The organism is Sphingobacterium corticibacter, from assembly GCF_003076635.1.
GTDB lineage: Bacteria > Bacteroidota > Bacteroidia > Sphingobacteriales > Sphingobacteriaceae > Sphingobacterium > Sphingobacterium corticibacter.
Genome location: NZ_QDKG01000003.1, coordinates 89,883 through 113,880, shown reverse-complemented (window position 1 = coordinate 113,880; position 23,998 = coordinate 89,883). Strand labels below are relative to the sequence as shown.

The following is a 23,998-nucleotide window of genomic DNA, read 5'->3' as shown; positions in this document are numbered from 1 at the left end:
GAAAGTTTACTTTCCGAAAAAATATAATTATAGAATAGGTAAACTAAATATTAGCTGTCTGTTGACAGAATCTCGTACGATCTCTGCCGCTTTGATTTGCTGTATCCACTGCTCTAAAACGGTAAAGCCAATAAAATCCTGTGAAGTACCAGTATCGGTATTGGAGATAACAAATTGCAAAACATTATCAGTTAACACACATGTTGTACTCACCATATGATGCTGCAAACTTCCTGAAAATTGTGCAGCACTTTGAATAGCCAAATTAAAGATAGCATAGAAGAGCGGGGCTTCTACACGCGCAGCGGTAATGATTTCGTAATTGTACTTGCTTTTTGACTCATTAATCAATATTTGATTCTGTTTAATAACTTGCCGAAATGCATCCGACAACTCTGAAGCTTCAGAGCATACTCTCTCCTGTTTAGTTACCTCAACGACATCCACTATTAGCTTCTCAACACTCTTTAGTGCATCGGACACCACAGTAGTCCATTTATTTTGTTCCTCAGGGTTCATATCAGTACGAGATCGCATGTATTGCAATCCTAACTTCGCAACCGAAAGTGGGTTCCGTAGATCGTGCGAAAGCGCGCGACTCCATTGTTGTAACTTTTCGTCGGCTAATATTTCTTTGCTTTGTATATTGTCAACGTGCCAATTCGAAAACGGATTTTCTACTTCTTGCATGGTGTGAATCATATACTCTGTTTCGCCATTCGAATTCGGGATTGGCTGCAAATGGATATCTGCATAAAGCTTTTTACCAGTCTCATTACCATTCATAGCGACAGGATACGCCGTCACATGAAATGGCTTACCTTGATTCCAAACATCAGAAAGCAAGCTCGCAAGATATTGCTGATCTCTGTCGAGCAGTAGATCTGGAAATTGTACAATTTCATTCTCATTAGCATATCCCCATAGTGCTAGCATGCCTTTATTAATAAATCCTATATGCAATGCCGCCGACGTGTATATAGCCGTTGCCACGCTAGATTGACGCAAGGTCTCGAGCATAATTTTTTGTTGATCACTCATATATTTATTTTGCACCGATTATACGGATGCAATATTCACTTGCAGTGTATGTAATTCTTCCTTTATTCCTTCTAAAAACTGACTTCTAAATCGCTCAATTTGTCTTACATTTTTGACACCAACCTGAATAGAAATTTTATAGGTATCTGGCTGAATATCTTTTGTGTACACCTTGATGGGAATGGATTTATCTACAAAACGATCATTTTTCAGGCGGTTACGCAATCGCTCTTTGACATCTTCAATATTATTGCTACCTGTAATCGATAAATCCAAATTTACCCGAATATCTGTGGATGAGAAAGTCCAATTGACTAAGCGTCCTGAAAATAGGTCCGCATTCGGAATAATCACTTTAGCACCCTGGTCTGTTAATAGTACGCTAGAGCGAATACCGATTTCTAGCACCTGCCCTTTTTTATCCGCTAACTCGATGTAGTCACCGATCTTGAATGGTTTTTCGAAGACTAATATTACTCCGGAAACAAGGTTGTTGATAATGTTTTGCAAACCAAAACCAATACCTACTGTGAGTGCGCCGACAATCACCGTCAACTTATCTAATCCTAAACCTAGAATACTGATTGCAAAGAAAAAACTAACAACAACCAAAATCAATCGAAATAACGGAAACAAAGTCATTCGCTTCATCTGCAGCTCATCCGAAGACGGATCATTCAGTAGATGCTTCAAATTCTTTTGCAACCAGTTGGAACCCCACAATACTAGGATTGCCAACAAAAGGTTCGCGTAATTGTACGTTATACTACCTAAGGCGTGTTCTTTGTAGAGCACGCCTTGTAGAAAGTTTGCTGTGCGTGCAGTAATATTTAAATTGTTTACCACTACGATTGCTACAATAATCAAGCAGATTAAAGAAATCAGCCTATTCAGGCTGTTAAGCATGCGTTGCAAATCAAATCGACGTATAAGATTTTCCCTCGAAACTTTATTATAATGCTGGTCTAAATCTTTCAGCAACATGGTGCCAAAAGCACGCAAAGCTAGCGCTTGAATAAGTCCAACGCTAGCAGCGATACTACTGATACGTGCTAAATATACGTAGCCAAAGATATTGCTGATGATAGAGACTGTGAAGCCAAGCAAGATAGCCCACTTAGCTACTGGACGAATATGATTGGCTGGTTCACCTTCTTTCGTCGGTTGTCCTATTCGCCATGTAACGATTAGTCCAAATACATTCAACACGCCTGCAATCAAACGAATCCACAAAGCTTCGGAAATGATCAGATTGGCTACGATCAGCAATAAAAATACACCAAATACCACATGAACGGCATTTCTCTGTACCGTGGAAAACTGACTATAATGTAAGCCATACAGTAGCATAAAGATGATGAGATAACTCATCTGTATGATGAAAATAGGAATCACATAAGCAGTTAGCGGCAATAAGATTAAGAAGAAAATAAGGGATTTGACCAATGGAATCCAAAGTGGAAAGTGCTTAAAGAGACGCCATCGTTGTTTGGTGCTTTCTTCTTCTCTACCTAAGCGGAATGTCCAATATAGGTATCCTAAAGTGAGTAAAATCAATAACAGCCGACTGCTCCAAGCGGCGTAATCAAAAAACTGCTCCAACGGTTTATCGCTATCCAAATTATTGCGAATAGAGGTCATCACACGCCGTCTTGTTGGCATTTCCATCGTGGCGCTATAACTAGAATCTTGCGCTAAGGTATCTGTCAACACAGGATTCGTCAGGTTTTCACGAATCTGTACCACATTGGCCAAAAGGCCATCTAAACGCTGGTCAAGACGCATGAGTGAATCTTCGATACCCAATTGCAATTCATGTAAAACGCCATCTACACGGTTGCTGTCATTATTAGCTGACGTGCTTTGCTTTTGTCGTTCTAGTTGCAAATCTTGCCTATATCGGCTTATCTCCCGCTTTAACACGGTAATGTCTCGCACCTTTTCGTTCAAGAAGACGGTAGATGGTTGTATAACAGTATCTAAAACACCTACATTATTTCGTAAGGTATCTTGATCCGCTTTTGCGCTATCAATCTCCTGCGTCAAAGCGACGACTCGCCCTTGTAGGGCATTTAATTTCAGATCAACGACTACAGGTTGTTCCTTAGATGCTTGTTGTGTAGTATCTATTAAATCATTTCTAACAATAGTGGTCGTATCGGAGCTGTTACTATCATCAGATATGCTGTCTTGTTGGGCATATAGTGGCAGTGCCGACCACATCAATATACCTAAAAACCATGTATGCATGGCATGGTAAGTCTTTTTCGTCATAGCTCTTGGTACAACAAATCTTGTAGAGACATGTTTGATTCTTATATGTTAACTCCTAAATGTCGCAGCAAATATGCGTATTTATATTACAACCATTTTTGTTTTGCGCTGTTATGATGAAAGCACGGTTTTATAAAACCTATTTAATACACATCTATGAACAAACTTAATCCGACCTCTTTACAGGTTAACGTATATATCAAAAATGGTTATGCTAACGCGATACCAGATCACGAAGATGTACCAGATCCTAACGAGCGCGATCATCCTACTCCACTGGAGGAAGGCGATCCAACTATCCATATGCCGGAGATTCCCGATCGGGGATTTCCGGGCGAAGACGAGCGCGTTTTAGAAGATTTTTTAGCCGTATAATGAAGGATCAGAAATATGATAGAGACAGAAAAACAAAAATTAGAATCTCAGGCCTTCTACAAGGATGCCTTGCAATTAATTTACGACAATGACTGTCAGTTTATGTTGGGCGGAGCATTCGCGATGTTTCAATATACAGGCATCTTTAGAGATACAAAAGACTTGGATATCTTTTGTAAAAGCAGCGAGTATCCCAAAATTTTAAAAGCTTTTGCCGAAAAAGGATACCGCACGGAGCTGACCGATGTACGTTGGTTAGCCAAGGTATTTCATGGTGAATATTTCATTGACATCATATTTGATACTGTCAACAACATTTGCACGGTAGATGATGGCTGGTACGAACGGGCGAGCGAAGGTGAGTTCGCTGAACTGCCCGTCAAATTTATTCCTGTAGAGGAACTGATCTGGTGCAAACTGTATGTACAAAATCGGGAACGTAATGATAGCGCTGATGTGAATCATATCCTATTGCGCTATGGTCAACATGTTGATTGGAAGCATTTGTTGTCGCGAATGGATCGGCATTGGCATATTTTATTGGCACAATTGCTCACCTTTCAATTCGTATATCCCGCAGATTATCGCTCCATCATACCAAAATGGTTGTTTGATGAATTAATCGCACGCGCGCAAGAACAGTATGATCTTCCGGCACCGGTAGAAAAGGTCTGCCGCGGACCGCTAATTGATCAGACGCAATACCAGGTAGATATTAAAGAATGGAATTATAAATCATATACCATTACGACAATATAGTATGAACGCAAAACGTACAGCAAAAAGAGTAGCCGCGATGGCGGATATACATATTAAGATGAACGATCGCGGAAAGATGAAAACGATCTTTGAAGAAGTATCTCACGAGGCGGATGTATTGGTTATTTGTGGTGATCTCACCGATACAGGCGACGAGGATGAAGCTGCAATTTTAGCAGAAGATCTTCGGGCTTTGCAGATCCCGGTAGTAGGTGTCTTAGGCAATCACGATTATGAGAAAGGAAGGCAAAAGATTATAAAACAAATCCTGATGGAAAACAAAATGACCATACTTGACGGTGAATCTACGGTATTAGCCGATATCGGTTTTGCAGGTGTGAAAGGTTTTGGTGGTGGTTTTGATCAATACATGCTTTCAATATTTGGGGAAGATATGATGAAATCTTTCGTACATGAAGTGGTAAACGAATCTTTACAACTCGAACGGGCTTTAACTCGCTTAGATCAGGAGCACCCAGAGATACCAAAGATTGCCTTATTGCACTATGCACCGATCCAAGAAACAGTAGTTGGTGAGCCCGAAGTGTTATTTCCATTTTTAGGATCCTCTCGCTTGGCCGAGCCGATTAACCGTGGCAATGTGTTCGCCGCGTTTCATGGACATGCACACGCGGGTACTCTTGAGGGAAAAACCAAAGAAGGAATTCCCGTATTTAATGTCGCGATGCCTGTCTTGCGAAAGTCGAAATCAGATAAGTGTTATTATATGTTAAAAGTATAGATACCTATATCTCTCGTTATAAATGCGTAATCGAAATAAATTATAATTCCGAGCTAATTTCTGGAATATTTTGGCCTTAAAGTTGTAAATACTGGCTAAAAGAAAACGATACACGTACATGAACGATATGATTTTTAATGAGCACTTTGTTCGATTTGAAAAAAAATTGAAAAGAACATTGTCGGGGAAGTTGCGAGAGAAGTTCATTCATAATGATATTATTACAAAAAGATCTCGATGGGCAACAAACGCCTACCTAGGCGCATTGACAGCTGGAAATCCGGAAGATTATTGCGAACAAATCGCAACCTCTATATTACTCGACGGATTGGACAGATAATTACTAAAACATCAATTAGTAATTATCTGCGACTATCCTCATAGATAACTGCTATATGAAAGAAGAACGTGAACCATCACAGACAGTTACGCCAGATTGGAGCACCAAAGATATTAGTCCTCTTTTTCATGCCGCACTAGACGCAAGTGTTTCTGGTATTATTATTACAGACAATAACTTGCCAGACAACCCTATTGTATATTGCAATAAATCATTTGAACGCATCAGCGGTTATGATCGCAAAGAGATTATCGGTCATAATTGTCGATTTCTGCAAAGAGATGATCGAGAACAGGAGATGCGAAAAAAACTGCGCGATGCCGTAAAAGAAGGGAAACATGCAAACGTGGAGATTAGGAACTATACAAAAGCTGGCGAATTGTTTTGGAACGAATTGTATATCTCTCCTATTGTGGATGATGCTGGAAAGGTATCTCATTTTATTGGAGTTCAAAATGACGTAACTGATCGCAAAAAGGCCGAACAAGAGCTACACCTGCAGCGTGAGCTCATGGAGCAGAAAATAAATGAACGCACTGCGAGTTTGCGATTGAGTGAGGAATATCTTAAAAGCATCGTGGAGACGGTGCGTGAAAGCTTGCTAGTGTTGGATTCTGATTTAAAGGTACTTACAGCCAATGAGGAATTCATGCGCACTTTTAAAGTTAATCGGTCTGAAACAATCAATAAGAAATTGTATGATTTGGGAAATGGTCAATGGAACATTGATGCTTTGCGAGAATTGCTGGAAAAGATTCTTCCCACAAATAATCCAGTGCTTGACTTTGAAGTGGAACACAACTTTCCACATATCGGTCAAAAACTGATGTTGCTTAACGCGCATCGTATAGAATTGGAAGGTACTTACAAAGATCGTATCCTATTAGCTATTGAAGATATTACAGATCGGCGCGCCATTGAATTGCGTAAAGATGATTTTTTGGCCGTGGCAAGTCATGAACTGAAAACACCACTTACCACTGTGAAAGGATATTTACAATACGCGACGCGTTTGCTACCGAAAGACTCTGATGCCAAAATCATCGATATAATGGACAAAGCGAATGTCCAATTGGATAGACTGAATAGATTAATTGCAGAGTTATTGGACGTATCTAAAATACAATCGGGCAATTTGGAAGTGCATCGCGAGGCATTTGACTTCAATAATATGGTGGAGGAAGCTGTCGAATCCATGAGTCGAACAACGGATAGCCATGAAATTATATTTTCTGGTGGTATTGAAGGATCTTACGTGGGTGATGAAGCGCAGCTCAGCCAAGTCGTTAAAAACCTTCTTGCTAACGCAGTAAAATATTCGCCCAAAGCTCGAAAAATAGAAGTTTCTCTGTCCGTAATCAGCAAATACATCAAGTTCTCCGTTCAAGATTTTGGAATGGGTATTAGTCTAAATGATCAGAAAAAGATATTTGAGCGTTTCTATCGCGCTCGCCATATTCAGCAGCATTTTCCAGGCATGGGAATAGGATTATATATCTGCGAGCAGATTATAGAAAAGCATGGCGGTACCTTGTGGGTAGATAGTGAAGTGGACAAAGGCTCTACATTTAGCTTCACACTTCCTATCAATACAGAAGAAAATTCAACCGCATAATTTAGCGTTTGGCTATATTCTCTTTCTTGTACCAAGCCACGATCAAGCGATTCATCATGCTATAGCGTTGGGTACCTTCAGGCTGATTGTTGTGTTGCAAATAGTGGTTATATATTATTCCAGAAATGTAATTAACTGGACCGCTATAATTAGACCAAAAATCTTGTTCTGATTGCAAATCGCGCACAATTGCGGGATCCAACTTCCTAAAATAGGTATTAAACAGTTGCGGCTTTGCATAGCGCATAGCTCCGAGCAAAGATTGAACGGCCGCATAATGTGCACTATAAGCATACCACGGATTCGGATGTTCGGACAGCACTTGGTATGCAATAAAATTACACTCATCTTCAAAACCAATCCCCATTTGATGCGACAATTCATGCGCTACCGTGAATGGAAAACTTGGCCAAGGAATCAATGCATTCACCTGTACTTCGTGCGTAAAGGGATTGAAATAACCATTTACCGTAAAATAGGAAGCTAATGTGCTAGATACAGGATGCTTTGCGCTAATATGCTTCTTACTTAATATAGTGTTAAAAGTCGTATCTGCCAACATCACATGCTCCAACGGCTGCATGTTACGCGAATTGGCGATCAATTGGACATCTACTTGCTGCCGCAAAACATTAGCTCGCCGAATCAGACTATCTAATACTATTTCATAATCTTCAGTGCTGATATTTGCTACATCCAACGCATAGTTCATCGCCAATGGTTGCCGGTAATAGTTGAGTCCCCAACTCATATAAAAGATGTGATGCAGCAATAAAATCGTGCAAACAAACTGTAGCCCTGACCGGCCAGCTTGCTCCCATTTTTTGAGAATCAAAAATCTAATTCCTCTGACGAACAGCAGCAACAACCCGATCACTGCAAACCCATAGAAAAGATCACCTAGACTGAATGGAAGCCAGCTAAACAGGATCGTAGGCAAATAGCTGTACAGCGGATAAAGGTTTCTAGAGTAAAGCCATTCTACCCGAGCAGGATCTTGCACGAATACATATCCGATGATGCCCAATACGACACAAACTCCTATTATCCAAAAATAGAGCCTGTTTTTTGATCCTGCTGACCGCATAAGCTATTGTTCGTTATCGAAATACAATTTATAGTAATTCATCCCGCGATCCTCATCATATCCCCGCTCGATGTAATCTCGCTTACCGTGGATATAAATATGAAAATTTTTATCCAATTTCACAACTGATTTATAATCAGAAGACATTTTTTTAACAGCTCCTGCTGCGATATCAAAATTCGTCTGGAATGGCATATCCAATTCTTCGCTAACTTGCTCCCGGTATTCCTTAAACAACGAAATCGCTTGTGCATTGCCCAAAACCTCACCCGAGAATTCTTCTTCTTCAAAAGTTTCGTGTGCTTTGAAGTAGTTCATCGAACGGTTGAGTAAGTCCACTTTCTCCGCTTTATCCATTTCAAACACTTCATCAATCTTTTCGTTGACAAAGTTTTTGTACACCTTGAGGAAATTACCAGTCTGCTGGTAGTTGTCGTCGCGTACGCGCAATTGCAAGAAATCATCCTTCCAATACACGGCATCCGAGCCATTGGTTTGATCCGTTACCAATACTTTGTATCCTTCCTCGGCATCCGCTTTCACGATCACCACACCTTTATCCAGCTTATTAATGTTGATGGCTTCCTGTTCGTACTCCAGCCCAAATCCCCCCTGATCCGGATATACTTTCAGATAAGTTTCCTTGTTTTCTGATTTGAAGATACCAACAGCAGATCCCTCCTCACCTTCCATTTGTATATTTTTGAGCGCTACCACATACAATTCGCCCGGTTTAATATTCGGGTGCGATGATACTTCGTATAAATGCTTGGTTACTTGCTCCGAAAACTCATGAAAAGGCATTTTCCCCTCAAAAAATGCATGCGCAAAATGATATACTTCATTGAGTTGCAAATCTTCGTTCGGGTGAAAGAATCGATATACTTCTTTCACTTTCGCAAAAGGCTTCATAAAATATTGCATCAGCAAATCGGGTAACACCTCGTCTTGACTCAGGTCAATCGGCTGCTCGGACAAGGCGTAATATTCGTCGCGAGCTTTGTTGCCCACGCGATGTATAGATAAGGATTCGAACGTAGCGTCCTGATGAAAAAACATGCTTATTGAAATTTAAATAATACTATAATTATAAATTGTACAGGTCAATCGCCGTGCGGTACGTGCTCACATGAGCATCCACAATATGGCGCAAAACTTCGGAATATCCGCCGCCCATGCTGACTTGTACAGGAGCTTGAAATTTGCGGCACAAATCAAATACGATTTCATCACGCTGTCGACAACCTTCCGCCGTCAATCCCAATTTGCCCAGCTTATCGGTCGCCAACACATCGACGCCAGCTTGGTAGAACACAAAATCAGGTTTTACCTGCTCAAATACGGGCTGCAATGTCTCCAGCAGTTTCGCTAGATAATCCGCGTCGCCAATGCCATCGTTCAATCCTACATCGCGGTGCGACTGTTCTTTTACGAAAGGATAATTCTTCTCTCCGTGTATCGAAAAGGTAAAAATATCGGGATGATCCCGAAAGATATGTGCTGTGCCATTTCCTTGATGCACATCCAGATCTACGATCAAGATTCGATTCGCAAGCTTCTGATCTAGTAGATACGCCGCGGCAACCGCCTGATCATTGAGCAAACAAAATCCTTCCCCGAAATCACGCCCAGCATGATGCGTACCTCCAGCGGCGTTGAAAGCCACGCCATATTTTAGTGCATAATGACAGGCTTTGATCGTACCATCGACCAACAATCGCTCGCGAATAATCAAAGATTCGGATAACGCAAAGCCAATGCGGCGCACCATTTTGGCATCCAAGGTAAGATCGAGCAAATGATCGACATATTCGGAATCGTGCGCTAGGCAAATCGTGGCGCGATCTGCTAATATTGGTTCAAAGAAATTCTCTTTAGTAGCCAATCCTTCGTGCAGCAATTGCGCTGGTATCAATTCGTACTTGGCCATCGGAAACCGATGATTGTCGGGCACAGGATGTACATAAGCTGGATGATAGGCGATTTTGAGCACAGCGAATGAATTACTTTTTGAGTAACGCTTTGCAGATTTTGCTGACCAAGCCCGGACCTTCGTAAATGAAACCCGTATACAATTGAATTAAGGCGGCACCAGCTTCTAATTTTTCTTGCGCATCTGCAGCAGAATGTATACCACCGACACCAATTACTGGAAATGCTCCGTTAGATTTTTGAACCAAATAGCGAATCACTTCTGTGGAACGTTTGGTCAATGGTTTTCCGCTCACACCTCCTAATTCCTGCACCAATCGCGAATCACTTTTTAGTCCGTCTCGTGAAATAGTCGTATTAGTCGCAATCACGCCGGCAATCTTTGTCTCTTGTACGATCTCGACGATATCATCCAACTGGCTATCGGTCAAGTCGGGTGCTATTTTCAATAAGATCGGCTTCGCCGAATCTTTTTGCAAGTTGGCCGCTTGCAAGGTGTTTAAGATATGCATCAGCGGTTCTTTCTCTTGCAATTCTCTTAACCCGGGCGTATTGGGCGAACTCACATTCACAACAAAATAATCGACATAACTATATAAGGCGTGGAAACAGTACAGATAATCATCGACTGCTTGCTCGTTTGGCGTCAGCTTATTCTTACCAATATTACCACCAATAATTAAGTTGCCTTTATTTTTAAGATGTTTTAAACGACCTGCCGCCACATCAGCACCTTGATTGTTAAAACCCATGCGATTGATAAGCGCGGCATCTGGAATCAGGCGAAACATCCGCGGCTTATCATTACCCGGTTGTGGCTTTGGCGTTACGGTTCCGATCTCGATAAATCCAAAACCGAAAGAAGCCATTTCTTCTATGTACGATCCATTCTTGTCAAAACCTGCAGCAAGGCCCACTGGATTTTTGAATTTCAAACCAAACACTTCGCGTTCCAAGCGAGGATCTTCTACCGTATACGAAGCTTTTAATACTGCTTTTGAACCCCAGATTTTGGACACTTTGGTCAATCCGCCGGTCACCAAATGATGTGCCGACTCAGGATCCATTTTAAAAAAGAATGGTTTGACAAGTTTATACATAGTACGGCAAATTTAGCCAAAGAAGCAGAAATATTCACTACTTTTGCGGAAATGATCTCGATTAATAATTTAACTTTTGAAATAGGCTCTCGGGCTTTGTACGATGATGCCAACTGGCACATCAAACCGGGCGACAAAGTAGGGCTTATTGGCGCTAATGGAACAGGAAAATCTACTTTACTAAAGATTATCGTAGGTGAATACACGCCCACATCGGGCACGGTCTCCATGGCCAAAGATCTGAAGATCGGCTACCTGAATCAGGACTTGCTGTCTTACCATTCCGAAAAGAATATTGTGCAAGTGGCAATGGAAGCGTTTGAACGCCAAAATCAGTTGCACGAAGAAATAGAAAATTTGCTCCAGAAATTGGAAACCGACTATTCGGATGATATTCTGAACAAATTGAGCGACAAGCAAATGGAGTTTGAAGCGCTAGACGGTTACAACATCGAGTTTCGTGCAAACGAGATTTTGGCGGGTTTGGGCTTCTCCGAAGAAGAGCAAAAACGCCCTTTGGCCACCTTCTCTGGAGGTTGGCGGATGCGCGTGATGTTAGCGCGTATTTTACTGCAAACTCCCGACATTTTGCTATTAGATGAGCCAACCAACCACATGGACTTACCTTCCATCAAATGGTTGGAGAATTATTTGGGATCATTTGAGGGTGCAATTATCATCGTTTCGCACGATCGGTATTTCTTAGATAAGATCATCAACAAGACGGTAGAATCTCGCAAAGGTAAGCTGACCTTGTATGCTGGTAACTATTCTTTCTATCTGGAGGAGAAAGCGCTTCGCGAAGAATTACAAGGCAATCAGTTTAAAAATCAACAAGCGAAGATTAAGCAAGAAGAAAAATTGATTGAGCGTTTCCGTTCGAAAGCATCGAAAGCCAAGATGGTACAATCGCGTATAAAAGCGTTGGATCGGATGGAAAAGATTTCGGACGTGGATGACGATAATCCAGAAGTAAACTTCAGCTTTAAGTTTTCCAAACCTTCTGGTCGCCACGTAGTGACCTTAGAAAACATTTCAAAAAGTTATCCAAATATTGAAATCCTGCGAAATGCCGATGGATTAATCGAAAAGGGTGATAAAATCGCTTTAATTGGTGCCAATGGTAAAGGTAAGTCGACCTTGCTGCGCATTGTGGCGGACGATGATTCGGAATTCGCCGGTACGACTACGAAAGGACATAACGTGTCGCAAACGTTCTTTGCACAGCATCAGTTGGAAGCCTTGCATTTGGAAAATTCTATTTTACAAGAGCTGCAAAACTTCGCTCCTAAGCATACAGAAACGGAAATACGCTCTATTTTGGGCTGTTTCTTATTTACCGGAGATGATGTGTTCAAGAAAATCAAGGTTTTGTCTGGAGGTGAGAAATCTCGCGTGGCGTTAGCAAAGGCATTGACCGCAGATGCGAACTTCTTGGTGCTCGATGAGCCTACCAACCACTTGGATATGGCTTCGGTGAATATCTTGATTCAGGCTTTGCAGCAATACGAAGGCACCTTGATCGTAGTTTCTCACGATCGTTATTTCCTGGATCATGTAGCCAACAAAATTTGGTACATCGAAGAAAAAGACATCAAAGAATATCCAGGAACCTACGAAGAGTACGAAGCTTGGAGTAGCAAGCGCGTGACAAAACCTGCTCCAGCGGAGAAAAAAGAAGAAAAACCAAAAGCAGAGAAAAAAGCAAAACCCGTGCTTACGGACGATTCTAAAGCGCAGCTACAAAAGAAAAATAAAGAACTGGCGCAGCTGGAAGCACAAATCGCCACTTCAGAAAAAGAGGTCAATCAATTGGAAGCGGTATTAGCTACGGAAGAAGTCTTTTCAGATGCCGAAAAGCTAAAAACAGCTACTCGAGAATACAATTCTTCTAAAGCAGCTTGGGAGCAATTGCAAACAAGATGGGAGCAATTGGCCGAAGAAATCATGGAATTGGAAGGGTAATCACACCCCTTACTGCTGATTATCAAGTAGTCCTATTCGGAAATTTTGGAGACCGCGTTTCACGCGGTCTTTTTCTATTTGAGTACAGATCAATCCAAATAGTTTCTTGCTACGTAAAAGGCAAAACGTTTTCCAAAGTCCGTTGTTGTACGGGTATTATGGAAAAATCGGAAAAAAAAGCCATCATGCGTAAAACTTCGCTGATATCCTTTGTCGTTTTATTGTTTGTACTGTTTGCCTCGCTGTTCGTAAAAACGTTTAGCATATTACTTCTATTGTTCGGGGGTCTCCTATTATCCATTTTCTTTCAAGGAATTTCTAATCGTATTCACTCTTGGACAAGTTGGCATAAAGGCATCACGCTTACGCTGTCTTTTTTTATCGTTTTTGGTTTCATTTCGGGAGTTACTTATCTGATCGGAAATACGATGGCGCAACAATACGAACAGTTTAAAGAAGGAATCCCAAAGACTTTAAAGAATGTAGAAACTTACTTGGAAGATCAAAGTTGGGGCGACAAGGTAAAAGATGCAAGTCCTTCGCTAGAAGATAGCGGAGATAAAATGATGCAGCACGCTAGTTCCTTTTTTAAGTCTACGTTTGGTTTCTTTGGGGATTTGTATGCGGTGATTTTTCTTGGATTATTTCTGATGATTTCTCCTAAAGAGTATAAGAATGGTGTGATTGCATTAGTACCCCATAATTATAAACCTAAGGCGGATCATATCTTAAGCAAAATGGGAAATGACCTCAAAGTATGGTTGAAAGCGCAGATGTTGGAAATGGTCTTTGTATTTACACTAACTGCTATTGGGGCATTGATTCTCGGCGCCGAATTGTGGTTGATATTAGCAATTATCGCTGGAACCTTGACTTTTATTCCAAATATTGGTCCGACCTTAGCATTGATACCGGCCACATTGATTGGACTAATGGACGGACCTGAAATGGCACTATGGCTTATTGGTTTATTCCTGTTAGTACAATTATTAGAATCCGGCGTTTTCGGACCTTTCGTCCGTAAGAAAATGCTTGCTTTGCCACCAGCTTTGGTGTTGTTCTTCCAATTGTTGATGGGCGCAATATCCGGTGCTTGGGGGATTTTATTTGCGACACCAATTTTGGTCGTAATAATGATCTTGATTCAGGAGATTTATATGAAAGGAATATTGGAGCAAGTGCCTGAGACCAGTGAGTAAGTAAATATTGACATCGGAACATTTCCCGTCTTGCAAAGCCGAAGCGCGAAGGCTGTATTCGCAATTGTGATCACGTTGTCGTACCTCCGCGTGATGACGGCTAAAGAGTAAGAAAGGAATTTTGAAAAAGACTATGCGAATGCGATCTTCCTTAAATTTCAATTAAAAAGCTCAGAATGACTACCAACTCGAATTAGGATTATCTTATTTATTGGCTCTTCCTCTTGCTGCCAAATCAATAGCAAGTCCGGAAATATATGGCACTCCCAAGCTCCTTTATAGTTGCCAATGAGTTTATGAGGATGCATCTTAATGGGTAGCGCATCGTGCCCATTCTGAGACAATAATTGGATAGTGACCTGTATAGCTTCTAATTCCTTTTTGCGTTTCAGAAATTTTTTGTAGTCTTTTTTAAAACGCGTTGAGGGAAATATGGTGTACATATTTATTTTGACAAGTCAGCAAAAAGCTCATCCACACTCGTATATCCTTTGAGATTCGCACTCTCTTTACGCGCTTCATCAATAGCTTTTTTAGTTTCCTCATTTGGCTCATAGAAATGCGTTGCGTCAGCAAGAGTTGTTTCTATAAAATTATTAACGCTTCTATTTTCCTTCTTTGCTAACTTTTCGATGTAATTATACAATTCTCTGTCTAAACGCAGAGATGTCGATTTTTTCAAAGTTGTTGTATTCATTGTGATATCATTATGTATTCAAATGTAATCATTTTATACATAATAGAATATTGTTATAACCTTGTCTTTTAATACGAAATAGTTAAATATTAATACAAATGAACTCCTGTACCATTTTACATCCTGAGCGATATCAAATATCATACATGCAAAAACGGCGCTGGATATAATCCAGCGCCGCATTCCTAACAAGCTATTACTAGCTTACACTACAATATTGATAATCTTACCTTTAACAAAGATGATCTTACGAATCGCTTTACCATCAATATAGCGTTGTACATCTTCATTCGCCAACACAATCTCCTCCACTGCTTTCTGGTCTAAATCCAAAGCCAATGGCAAATTCAAGCGAGTTTTTCCATTAACAGAAACTGGGTATGCAAACTCCGATTCCACCAAATATTCTGGATTGAATACTGGATATGACGCATAAGAAATAGTTCCTTTTTGCTGTCCCATCAAGCACCACAATTCTTCAGCAATATGTGGAGCATAAGGCTGTAGCACGATCACCAAATCCTGTAGGATTTTGATTTTGTTACATTTTAAGTCTGTCAACTCATTTACACAAATCATAAAGGCTGATACCGAGGTATTGAAAGAGAATCTTTCGATATCATCTTCAACCTTTTTAATGATTTTATGCAAAGCCTTGTATTCTGCTTTCGTCGGCTCTTCGTTGGAAATTTGGAAATTACCTTCCGCATCGTGAAACAGACGCCACAGTTTCTTCAAGAATTTATAAACGCCTTCTATACCATTGGTATTCCAAGGTTTAGATTGCTCTAATGGGCCTAAGAACATCTCGTACAAGCGTAGTGTATCTGCACCGTATTGCTCAATGATATCATCTGGGTTTACCACATTGAACTTGGATTTAGACATTTTTTCTACTTCATGTCCACAATGGTATTTGCCATCCTCCAAAATAAACTCTGCATCAGCAAAATCTGGACGGAAAGCTTTGAATTTCTCTAGATCCAATATATCGTTTGATACAATGTTCACATCTACATGAAGAGGTGAAAAAGAATTTTGATACAAAGTGACATTAGCTAATCCAGGATACTTATCAAATACAACCTTACCTAAACATTTGCCAAAACCCACTAAATCATCAACTAGTACTTCACTATTATAATAAATACCATCCGAGTACAGAAACAAGGAACTATCCGGAGGAAGGTTTTTCATAAAAGTTTTGAAATGTACAAAAAGATTGTGCGATATAAATATGTTGTCAATCTTTTCGTCAATACCAGCGGTGGCATAATTATTAAGTCGGTACACAAAGTTAGAGCGTCCTTGAATCATTCCTTGATTGATCAACTTTTTGAATGGCTCTTCTTCTCCCTGACAACCCCAGTCTTTCAAAAATTTGTTCCAGAATCGTGAGTATAGCAAATGCCCTGTAGCATGCTCAGAACCACCAATATATAAATCCACTGACTTCCAGTAATCCACTGCTTCCCGAGAAGCAAATGTATTTGGATTTTTTGGATCCATATAGCGGAACCAATACCACGATGAACCTGCCCAACCTGGCATGGTGCTCAATTCGTACATATTGCTGCCTTGATATTTCCAATCTTGCGCACGACCTAAAGGTGGTTCGCCGGTTTCAGTTGGCAGATATTTATCTACTTCTGGCAATAACAAAGGCAATTCTTCTTTATCGATCAAATAAGGTAAACCATCTTTGAAATAGATCGGAACTGGCTCGCCCCAATAGCGTTGACGACCAAAGATCGCGTCGCGCATGCGGTAATTGATTTTTCCTTTACCTAATCCTAAAGCTTGCAACTGATCGATGACCGCTGGAACGGCTTGTTCATACGTCAAGCCATTGATGATTTCGGAATTAATATAACGACCGTCTTTATTTGGGTCTGCTGCTTCGCTAATGTCTTGCGAATCTGAAATCGGGATAATCGGTAAATCAAAATGCTTGGCAAATAAGTAATCGCGCTGATCACCCGACGGTACGGCCATCACCGCTCCGGTACCATATCCGGCTAACACATAATCGGCGATCCAAATCTGTACATCCTGACCAGTCAACGGATGTTTAGCGTACGCGCCTGTGAAAACACCTGATACGGCTTTGACATCCGACATACGATCCAATTCCGATTTTTTGGAGGTGGTCGCGATATATTCTTCTACAGCAGCGCGTTGTTCATCCGTTGTTAAAGCGCTGACTAATTCATGTTCCGGTGCTAAAACCACAAAACTAACGCCGTAAACGGTATCTACGCGCGTGGTAAATACTTCAATATTGGTATCCAATTGCGGCAGCGGAAAACGCACCGTCGCTCCAATGGATTTTCCGATCCAGTTGCGCTGCATCTCTACCAAAGGCTCTGGCCAATCCACGGTATCTAGTCCCGTCAGCAAACGTTCGGCGTAAGCCGTGATCCGCATGGACCATTGCATCATTTTTTTCTGCTCGACAGGATATCCGCCACGTTCCGAAACACCATTGATCACTTCATCATTTGCTAATACCGTACCCAATGCCGCACACCAGTTTACGGTGCTTTCACGCAGGTAAGCTAAGCGATATTTCAATAATTCCTGCAATTGTTCTTCCGGCATGAAGGCCGCCCACTCTTGCGCGGTAAACGTCTTTACATCCTCGTCACAAGCAGCATTAATTCCTTCGCTACCTGTTTGTTGGAAGCGTTCAACTAAAGTATCTATTGATTCTGCTTTATCAGCATCTTTGTTGTACCAAGCATGGAATAGTTGCATGAAAATCCACTGCGTCCATTTATAATACGCTGGATCTGAAGTGCGGACTTCTCTCGACCAATCAAAGGAGAATCCGATATTGTCTAATTGCTCGCGATAGCGATCAATATTCACCTCTGTTGTGATCGCAGGATGCTGACCAGTCTGGATCGCATATTGCTCTGCTGGCAAACCAAAAGAATCATAGCCCATCGGATGAAGCACATTGAAACCTTTCAATCTTTTGAATCGGGCAAAGATATCGGAGGCGATATATCCAAGTGGATGACCGACGTGCAGCCCTGCTCCTGATGGATAAGGAAACATGTCTAGCACGTAATACTTTGGCTTATCGGTCGATTCGCTCGTGCGAAATGTGCCGTTTTCCGCCCAAAAAGTTTGCCATCCCTTTTCAATGACTTTATGATTGTACTCCATATAATAAATGCAATGATCTTATAACAAGTGCGAAAATAACGATTTCCAAAGATTAATGCGAAACAAACCCAAAATGGCTCTTGAAAAGTGTTAGTTTATGTTAACGCCTATTTCTATAGTCGGCAATAATGATTACTTTCGCAGGGTATATATAAGATCGCAAGAACATATGTCAATAATAGAAGAAGGCTCCTCCAGAAAAAAGACGAAATCGGTATATGTATCCACTGTTATCAGTATTGCATTGGTACTCCTGATGACAGGCTTGCTAGGATTGATCCTAGTCCACGCTAAAAACCTATCTAAATACGTCAAGGAAAACATTGTACTTAATGTGATTGTAAATGACAATGTCAATGAGGGCGATGTGTTGGCATTACAAAAAGATTTGGATCGCAATAAGCACGTATTACGCACCGAATATATTAGTAAGGAATTAGCCGCTAAAAATTTAAAAGAAGACTTAGGTGAAGACTTCGTCGAATATTTAGGACACAATCCTTTATTGCCTTCCATCGATGTATATATGAATGAGGATTATGCGAATAATGATAGCATTCAGGCTTTCATAACGCAAGTTTCTCGCAATAGTCGTATTAATGAAATCGTGTATCAGGAAAACCTGATTGATATGGTAAACCAAAATATTCGCGTGATCGGTATTGTCCTGCTCGCATTTGCGGTGATTTTGCTAATCATTGCGGTAGCATTGATAAATAACACGATTCGTTTAGCGATTTATTCACAGCGTTTCCTGATAAAAAGCATGCAGTTGATTGGTGCTACAAAAGGCTTTATCCGCCAACCATATATCTTGTATGGTATTGTGCATGGGTTGATCGGTTCCTTAATCGCGATCTTGCTTTTGTTATTGACCTTGCATTTTGCGCAGCAACAGGTGCCTGAGTTGGTCTTCTTGCGCGATTGGCTAGAATTCATCTTCATATTTATGGCAGTAGTGATATTGGGCATCCTGATATCTGGTGCAAGCACCTACTTTGCGGTAACGAAGTATCTAAAAGCAAAATCATCTAGTTTGTATCGTTAATACACATTTTAACACCAAAAAACGTCTAAAATATGGCTCAAGTAAAAAAGCAATCGACCACTAAGGTGGGCTCTGCGAGCAAAGCTACTATCGTTTTCAAAAAACAAAACTATCAGTTGTTCATTTTGAGCATCTTAGTGGTAGCTATTGGATTTATCTTAATGATTGGTACCGATGACTTGTACAGTTTTACAAAAATCACCATAGCGCCGTTCGTAGTTGTTCTAGGTTTTGCGCTAGGTTTTGTAGCTATTTTATATAAACCAAAACCCGCTAAATCCAACGAAGGATAATGACCTATATAGAAGTAATTATCTTGGCCATTATTGAAGGCCTTACAGAATTTCTACCCGTTTCGTCTACTGGCCACATGATTATCGCAACCGCGTTCATGGGTATCGAACCTACCCCATTTGTCAAACTGTTCACGATCATTATTCAGCTAGGTACCATCCTATCGGTATTAGTGTTGTATTGGAAACGTTTTTTCAAATCCTTTGATTTCTATTTCAAGTTAGTTGTAGCAGGCATCCCGGCCTCTATTCTTGGCTTATTATTTAGTGATTTCATCGATGATTTATTGGAAAGCCCATTTATGGTCGCGGTGATGTTAGTGATTGGTGGTGTGATCTTACTTTTTGTAGATAAATGGTTTAATAAACCGACCACCGATGATTCGGATGCCATTTCGTACAAACAAGCCTTTATCATTGGTTGTTATCAATGTCTAGCGTTGATTCCGGGTACATCTCGTTCAGCGAGTACCATAGTAGGTGGTATGACACAAAAGCTGACGCGTAAAGCGGCAGCAGAATTTTCATTTTTCTTGGCCATCCCAATGATGTTGGGTGCTTCTATTGTGAAGTTATACAAGTTTTTGAAAGAAGGACATGCATTTAGCTCGGATGAGATCAATTTATTGATTATTGGTAATGTGGTCGGTTTTATTGTGGCAATTATTGCCATAAAAACATTTATAGGAATTCTTACCAAGTATGGTTTCAAAGCCTTTGGTTGGTATCGTATTGCGATAGGCACGATCATCATTCTTTTGATGGCTGGTGGTTATAGCCTCGAAATTTTATAAGGAATGTCGGAGTTGATGATGGAGGAGAAAAAGCAGTTTCACTTTGCCGAAGGACAACTTTTGCTAGTGGATAAGCCTTACGAATGGACGAGTTTTGATGTGGTTGGTAAGTTGCGTAACACCATGAAACCGCTTAAAATAAAAGTAGGTCATGCGGGCACTTTAGATCCTTTGGCTACCGGATTATTGATTATCTGTACGGGAAAAATGACCAAACAGATTGATCGTTTTCAGGCGGAAGATAAAGAATATACCGGAACAATTACTTTAGGAGCTACAACTCCAACCTTTGATTTAGAGAGTGATATCGATCAAATATTTGACATCAGTACTATTTCGGAAGACGATATATATCGCACGGCTGCGTCATTCGTTGGAGAACAGGATCAATATCCGCCCGCACATTCTGCTATCAAGATTGATGGCGAACGCGTGTACGAAAAAGCACGTCGTGGTGAAACGGTAGTATTGAAGCCAAGACAAATCACGGTACATAGTTTTGAGGTGGAAAAAATTGAGCTGCCGAAGATTTATTTTAGAATTAAATGCACTAAAGGCACCTATATTCGTTCTATTGCTAGCGACTTTGGCCAGCGATTGCAAAATGGAAGTCACTTATCGGCGCTATGCCGTACAAAGAGCGGTGATTTCAACGTACAAGATGCTTGGAATCTGCAAGATTTGATTCAAGCGATTAAAGCGCAACAACAATAATTAAAGTACGTCCGTAGACGTAACATATTAATTAAAAGAGCTCCACAGTGAAAATCTATAGAAGTCTAGACGAATTCGAACGAATACCCAATGCGGTGGTTACCATTGGTACGTTTGATGGTGTACACGTCGGACACCAACGCATACTGAGCAAATTGGTAGAAACGGCTCGTAATACGGGCGGAGAAACTGTTTTGCTTACCTTCTTTCCGCATCCAAGATTGATCATTAATCCAGAGGATGATAGCCTTCGGCTCATCAATGACATCGAAGAAAAAACGCATCGCTTGGCATTGGCAGGTATCGACCATTTGATTATCACGCCATTCACCAGAGATTTCTCTATACAAACACCCGAAGAATACATTTCTAATGTACTAGTGAATAAGATTGGTTGCAAATCGATCATTATTGGTTACGATCATCATTTTGGAAAAGATCGCGCCGGAAATATTCAGGAGCTTACCAAGTACAGCAGTATATTTGATTTTCAGGTGAGTGAAATCCCAAAACAGGATATTGATGATGTGGGCGTATCGTCTACACGCATTCGCGAATCTTTGATTAAAGGAGATATTGCGACAGCAAATAAATACTTGGATTACCCATTTGAGTTGACAGGAACTGTTGTGAAAGGAGATCAGATTGGTCGTACCATTGGTTTTCCGACAGCAAACCTCAATGTGCACGAAAGTCATAAGTTGATTCCTGCATACGGTATCTATGCTGTAGAAGTAGAAATCTATCCACGCGTGCCTTCTATTGAGTCAGGTCCATATATCTCACCACAACCGGAGCGTGTAGCGAAAGGAATGTGTTACATTGGTACGAGACCTACTATCGATGATATGAGTCGCAAAATCGAGGTTAATCTATTGGACTTCAAAGATGATTTGTACAAGAAAACACTTCGCGTACGTTTTGTGCACTTTATCCGACACGATCAGTGGTTTGAAAGCCTAGAAGAATTGCAAGCTCAGATTCAGCGCGACGAGGAAAGTGTTCGCGCTTATTTCGAACAGCATACTAGTCATTAATCTAATAGCGCCACCCGAGTTTTTGAAACACTTTTGACCAAAGCCAAATAGGGCCAACGGTTACTAGACGTAAAAAAGAAACGGGTTTTTTGCTCGGTTGCTCTTTTTGGTAATGCAGAAAAAGCATGACGATACTGATCAGTGCCAAAGCAACGAATACCATCCACGCGGGCAAACCGTGATCGCGCTCCACATATTCTAATTGTACGATCAGGTAGCTCATCCCTCCGATCGTAAATAACATCGCGTATGACAACGTGGCGGCCAACTTCAGGTAGATATAGATCACGATTGCAATAAAGAACGATCCCCAATTTAGAAAGGTTTGCGCTTGCATACGCTCCAAAAAAGCTAACTGTGGGAACGGAATCATCCAAATCAAACCCATTACGCTAAAGAATGTGAGGAATACGCCCAAAGCATATACTGTTTTATTTCCTTGCAATCCTTGATCCATCTCATAGAAATAACTATCTACCGGTCTATCAAATTTGGGTGTAGTTACTTTCGGGTTTGCTTTCTTGTTTGCCATTCGGTCTTTTGCTATGCTTTCTAAACTTGGCGCAAAGATACAAAATCATCGGAAACTCATAAGAGTTAGTCTTAACCTGCGTTTGCGGCATAAATAGTCTGTTGTAACGCCTAATATTCCTACGATTTTAGTAATTTAGCTTAGTAGCGCCTCATGAGGGTGACGTTATTTAAAATTTGATCATGAAACAGGATATTCGAAAAGATGTAGTCAAAGATCCTGAAGCGATCAGCGAATTTTGGGGATGGTTCATTGAGCATGAAGCACGATTCTTTGAAGCGGTGCAAACGGGAAATGTAGAAGATGGTTTTTTTAAATTGCTAGCTCCTCGCCTTGCTAAGTTACATCCTGGAATATTTTTCTTAACGGGTTTGTTTGGATCGAAAGCCGAGCTCGTACTTACGCCCGATGGAAACATTAAGAACATTGTCTTTGCCGAAGAGATTGTGTCCATGGCACCCTTACTGCCGAATTGGGTCTTTACAGCGCTAAAACCGCCAACCTCTATTGAAAATGCATCTATACAAGTTGGCCATTATGTGTTCACCAAAGACAATTTGCATTTTTATGCCAATGAACACCGTATATATCCCGATGAGATTGATCTATCCATCGTGTACGATGAATATGAAGAAAGTGCCGATGAAATTATCACCAGTGGTATTTACATCTTCCTGGATAACTACCTCGGAGAATTACAATCCATCACCTTAATTGATAGTGTGACAGTGATCGGAAGAGAATCTGCCAATCAAGAATTGATTCCCATTACGAGTCTACAAGATTTTCTGACTTGGAGAAAAACAGAATTTGTCGAAGAATACGAAAGCAACTACGCCATCGACGACAACGATAGCTTTTCCGTATACAAAGGCGAGATAAAGGGTGGATTTCCCCTAGTCGCTTACATGAACACGCAATTATTGGAATGGGAAAACAAACCTTCTCGCCCTTATATCATCCGTATATCTTTGGAGTACCAATCTACGCATACCGATGGGATTCCAGATGAAGAAACTATGATCGCATTGAATAATCTAGAGGAGGCCTTGGTCGATAATTTGCAAGATGGATCTACTTATCTTTACATTGGCCAACAAACGGGAGACGGCGTACGGGAAATTTATTTCGTCAGTAAGGAATTTCGAATTTGCTCCAAGATTATTTATGAGTTCTTGGATGAACGAGACGGCGATATGGTTTTAAGCTACGACATTTACAAAGACAAATACTGGCAAACCTTTGAACGTTATCGCAAGCATTACAACTTGTAGCCGCAA

The 23,998-nt window shown here is 40.8% G+C and carries 23 protein-coding genes; 13 read left to right on the top strand and 10 right to left on the bottom strand.

What is annotated here, in order from left to right; translation table 11 throughout:
* Positions 1-27: 27 nt before the first annotated feature.
* A complete protein-coding gene (locus tag DC487_RS09295; RefSeq protein ID WP_116775703.1) occupies positions 28-1,041 on the bottom strand; it encodes a histidine kinase dimerization/phospho-acceptor domain-containing protein in 1,014 nt (337 codons plus the stop codon).
* An 18-nt stretch (positions 1,042-1,059) separates the two neighbouring features.
* Entirely contained in the window at positions 1,060-3,315 is a 2,256-nt protein-coding gene (locus DC487_RS09290) for a mechanosensitive ion channel family protein (protein WP_116775702.1), read from the bottom strand.
* 156 nt (positions 3,316-3,471) lie between these two features.
* Between DC487_RS09290 and DC487_RS09285 the strand changes: the two genes are divergently transcribed.
* The 5 genes from DC487_RS09285 (at position 3,472) to DC487_RS09265 (ending at position 7,146) form a co-directional block, all read left to right on the top strand.
* Positions 3,472-3,690, top strand: a complete 219-nt coding sequence (locus DC487_RS09285) for a hypothetical protein (RefSeq protein WP_116775701.1) — start codon at positions 3,472-3,474, stop codon at positions 3,688-3,690.
* Positions 3,691-3,705: 15 nt separating this feature from the next.
* Positions 3,706-4,449, top strand: a complete 744-nt coding sequence (locus DC487_RS09280; RefSeq protein ID WP_116775700.1) for a nucleotidyltransferase — start codon at positions 3,706-3,708, stop codon at positions 4,447-4,449.
* Between the two features lies 1 nt (position 4,450).
* Positions 4,451-5,191 carry a metallophosphoesterase family protein gene (locus tag DC487_RS09275; protein ID WP_116775699.1) on the top strand — a complete coding sequence of 247 codons (741 nt, stop codon included), beginning with the start codon at positions 4,451-4,453 and terminating at the stop codon, positions 5,189-5,191.
* Positions 5,192-5,309: 118 nt separating this feature from the next.
* Positions 5,310-5,531: a DUF1896 family protein gene (locus DC487_RS09270; RefSeq protein WP_116775698.1), complete on the top strand. Its 222-nt coding sequence runs from the start codon at positions 5,310-5,312 to the stop codon at positions 5,529-5,531.
* A gap of 55 nt (positions 5,532-5,586) precedes the next feature.
* Positions 5,587-7,146 carry a PAS domain-containing sensor histidine kinase gene (locus tag DC487_RS09265; protein ID WP_116775697.1) on the top strand — a complete coding sequence of 520 codons (1,560 nt, stop codon included), beginning with the start codon at positions 5,587-5,589 and terminating at the stop codon, positions 7,144-7,146.
* 1 nt (position 7,147) lies between these two features.
* Here the strand turns inward: DC487_RS09265 and DC487_RS09260 are convergent, their stop codons facing one another.
* From DC487_RS09260 to DC487_RS09245, 4 genes are read right to left on the bottom strand one after another with little or no spacing between them, the layout of a single operon-like run.
* Positions 7,148-8,233: a DUF3810 domain-containing protein gene (locus tag DC487_RS09260; protein WP_116775696.1), complete on the bottom strand. Its 1,086-nt coding sequence runs from the start codon at positions 8,231-8,233 to the stop codon at positions 7,148-7,150.
* A gap of 3 nt (positions 8,234-8,236) precedes the next feature.
* Positions 8,237-9,292 (bottom strand): nucleoid-associated protein, encoded by a 1,056-nt coding sequence (locus tag DC487_RS09255; protein ID WP_116775695.1) that lies wholly within the window; start codon positions 9,290-9,292, stop codon positions 8,237-8,239.
* Between the two features lie 28 nt (positions 9,293-9,320).
* Entirely contained in the window at positions 9,321-10,226 is a 906-nt protein-coding gene (locus tag DC487_RS09250) for a histone deacetylase family protein (RefSeq protein ID WP_239016354.1), read from the bottom strand.
* Between the two features lie 10 nt (positions 10,227-10,236).
* Positions 10,237-11,265, bottom strand: coding sequence for a quinone-dependent dihydroorotate dehydrogenase (locus tag DC487_RS09245; protein ID WP_116775694.1), 1,029 nt, complete (start codon positions 11,263-11,265; stop codon positions 10,237-10,239).
* 51 nt (positions 11,266-11,316) lie between these two features.
* Here DC487_RS09245 and DC487_RS09240 point away from each other — a divergent pair, with 51 nt between their 5' ends.
* Both DC487_RS09240 and DC487_RS09235 read left to right on the top strand, forming a co-directional pair.
* Entirely contained in the window at positions 11,317-13,230 is a 1,914-nt protein-coding gene (locus DC487_RS09240; protein ID WP_116775693.1) for an ABC-F family ATP-binding cassette domain-containing protein, read from the top strand.
* The gene (locus DC487_RS09235; RefSeq protein WP_116775692.1) at positions 13,188-14,429 is read left to right on the top strand and encodes an AI-2E family transporter; all 1,242 of its coding nucleotides are present in this window, start codon (positions 13,188-13,190) and stop codon (positions 14,427-14,429) included. Before DC487_RS09240 ends, DC487_RS09235 begins: the two co-directional genes overlap by 43 nt.
* Before the next feature lie 158 nt (positions 14,430-14,587).
* Here DC487_RS09235 and DC487_RS09230 read toward each other — a convergent pair whose 3' ends face one another.
* The 3 genes from DC487_RS09230 to DC487_RS09220 form a co-directional block, all read right to left on the bottom strand.
* On the bottom strand, positions 14,588-14,872 hold the full coding sequence (locus DC487_RS09230) for a type II toxin-antitoxin system RelE/ParE family toxin (RefSeq protein ID WP_116775691.1): 285 nt from the start codon (positions 14,870-14,872) through the stop codon (positions 14,588-14,590).
* A gap of 2 nt (positions 14,873-14,874) precedes the next feature.
* Positions 14,875-15,126, bottom strand: a complete 252-nt coding sequence (locus DC487_RS09225; RefSeq protein WP_116775690.1) for a hypothetical protein — start codon at positions 15,124-15,126, stop codon at positions 14,875-14,877.
* A 204-nt stretch (positions 15,127-15,330) separates the two neighbouring features.
* Complete coding sequence (locus DC487_RS09220; RefSeq protein ID WP_116775689.1) at positions 15,331-18,300, bottom strand: leucine--tRNA ligase; 2,970 nt, start codon at positions 18,298-18,300, stop codon at positions 15,331-15,333.
* Between the two features lie 169 nt (positions 18,301-18,469).
* Between DC487_RS09220 and DC487_RS09215 the strand changes: the two genes are divergently transcribed.
* From DC487_RS09215 to DC487_RS09195, 5 genes are read left to right on the top strand one after another with little or no spacing between them, the layout of a single operon-like run.
* A complete protein-coding gene (locus tag DC487_RS09215) occupies positions 18,470-19,348 on the top strand; it encodes a cell division protein FtsX (RefSeq protein WP_116775688.1) in 879 nt (292 codons plus the stop codon).
* A gap of 32 nt (positions 19,349-19,380) precedes the next feature.
* Positions 19,381-19,641, top strand: a complete 261-nt coding sequence (locus tag DC487_RS09210; RefSeq protein WP_116775687.1) for a DUF3098 domain-containing protein — start codon at positions 19,381-19,383, stop codon at positions 19,639-19,641.
* Positions 19,641-20,435 (top strand): undecaprenyl-diphosphate phosphatase, encoded by a 795-nt coding sequence (locus DC487_RS09205; protein WP_116775686.1) that lies wholly within the window; start codon positions 19,641-19,643, stop codon positions 20,433-20,435. The genes DC487_RS09210 and DC487_RS09205 overlap by 1 nt, the downstream gene beginning before the upstream one ends.
* Before the next feature lie 3 nt (positions 20,436-20,438).
* Positions 20,439-21,149: a tRNA pseudouridine(55) synthase TruB gene (gene truB / locus DC487_RS09200; RefSeq protein ID WP_239016353.1), complete on the top strand. Its 711-nt coding sequence runs from the start codon at positions 20,439-20,441 to the stop codon at positions 21,147-21,149.
* Positions 21,150-21,196: 47 nt separating this feature from the next.
* A complete protein-coding gene (locus DC487_RS09195) occupies positions 21,197-22,186 on the top strand; it encodes a bifunctional riboflavin kinase/FAD synthetase (RefSeq protein ID WP_116775685.1) in 990 nt (329 codons plus the stop codon).
* 1 nt (position 22,187) lies between these two features.
* On the opposite strand, the gene DC487_RS09190 is transcribed toward DC487_RS09195, so the two are convergent.
* Complete coding sequence (locus DC487_RS09190; protein WP_116775684.1) at positions 22,188-22,718, bottom strand: DUF962 domain-containing protein; 531 nt, start codon at positions 22,716-22,718, stop codon at positions 22,188-22,190.
* A gap of 182 nt (positions 22,719-22,900) precedes the next feature.
* Between DC487_RS09190 and DC487_RS09185 the strand changes: the two genes are divergently transcribed.
* A complete protein-coding gene (locus tag DC487_RS09185; protein ID WP_116775683.1) occupies positions 22,901-23,992 on the top strand; it encodes a DUF695 domain-containing protein in 1,092 nt (363 codons plus the stop codon).
* Positions 23,993-23,998 lie beyond the last annotated feature (6 nt).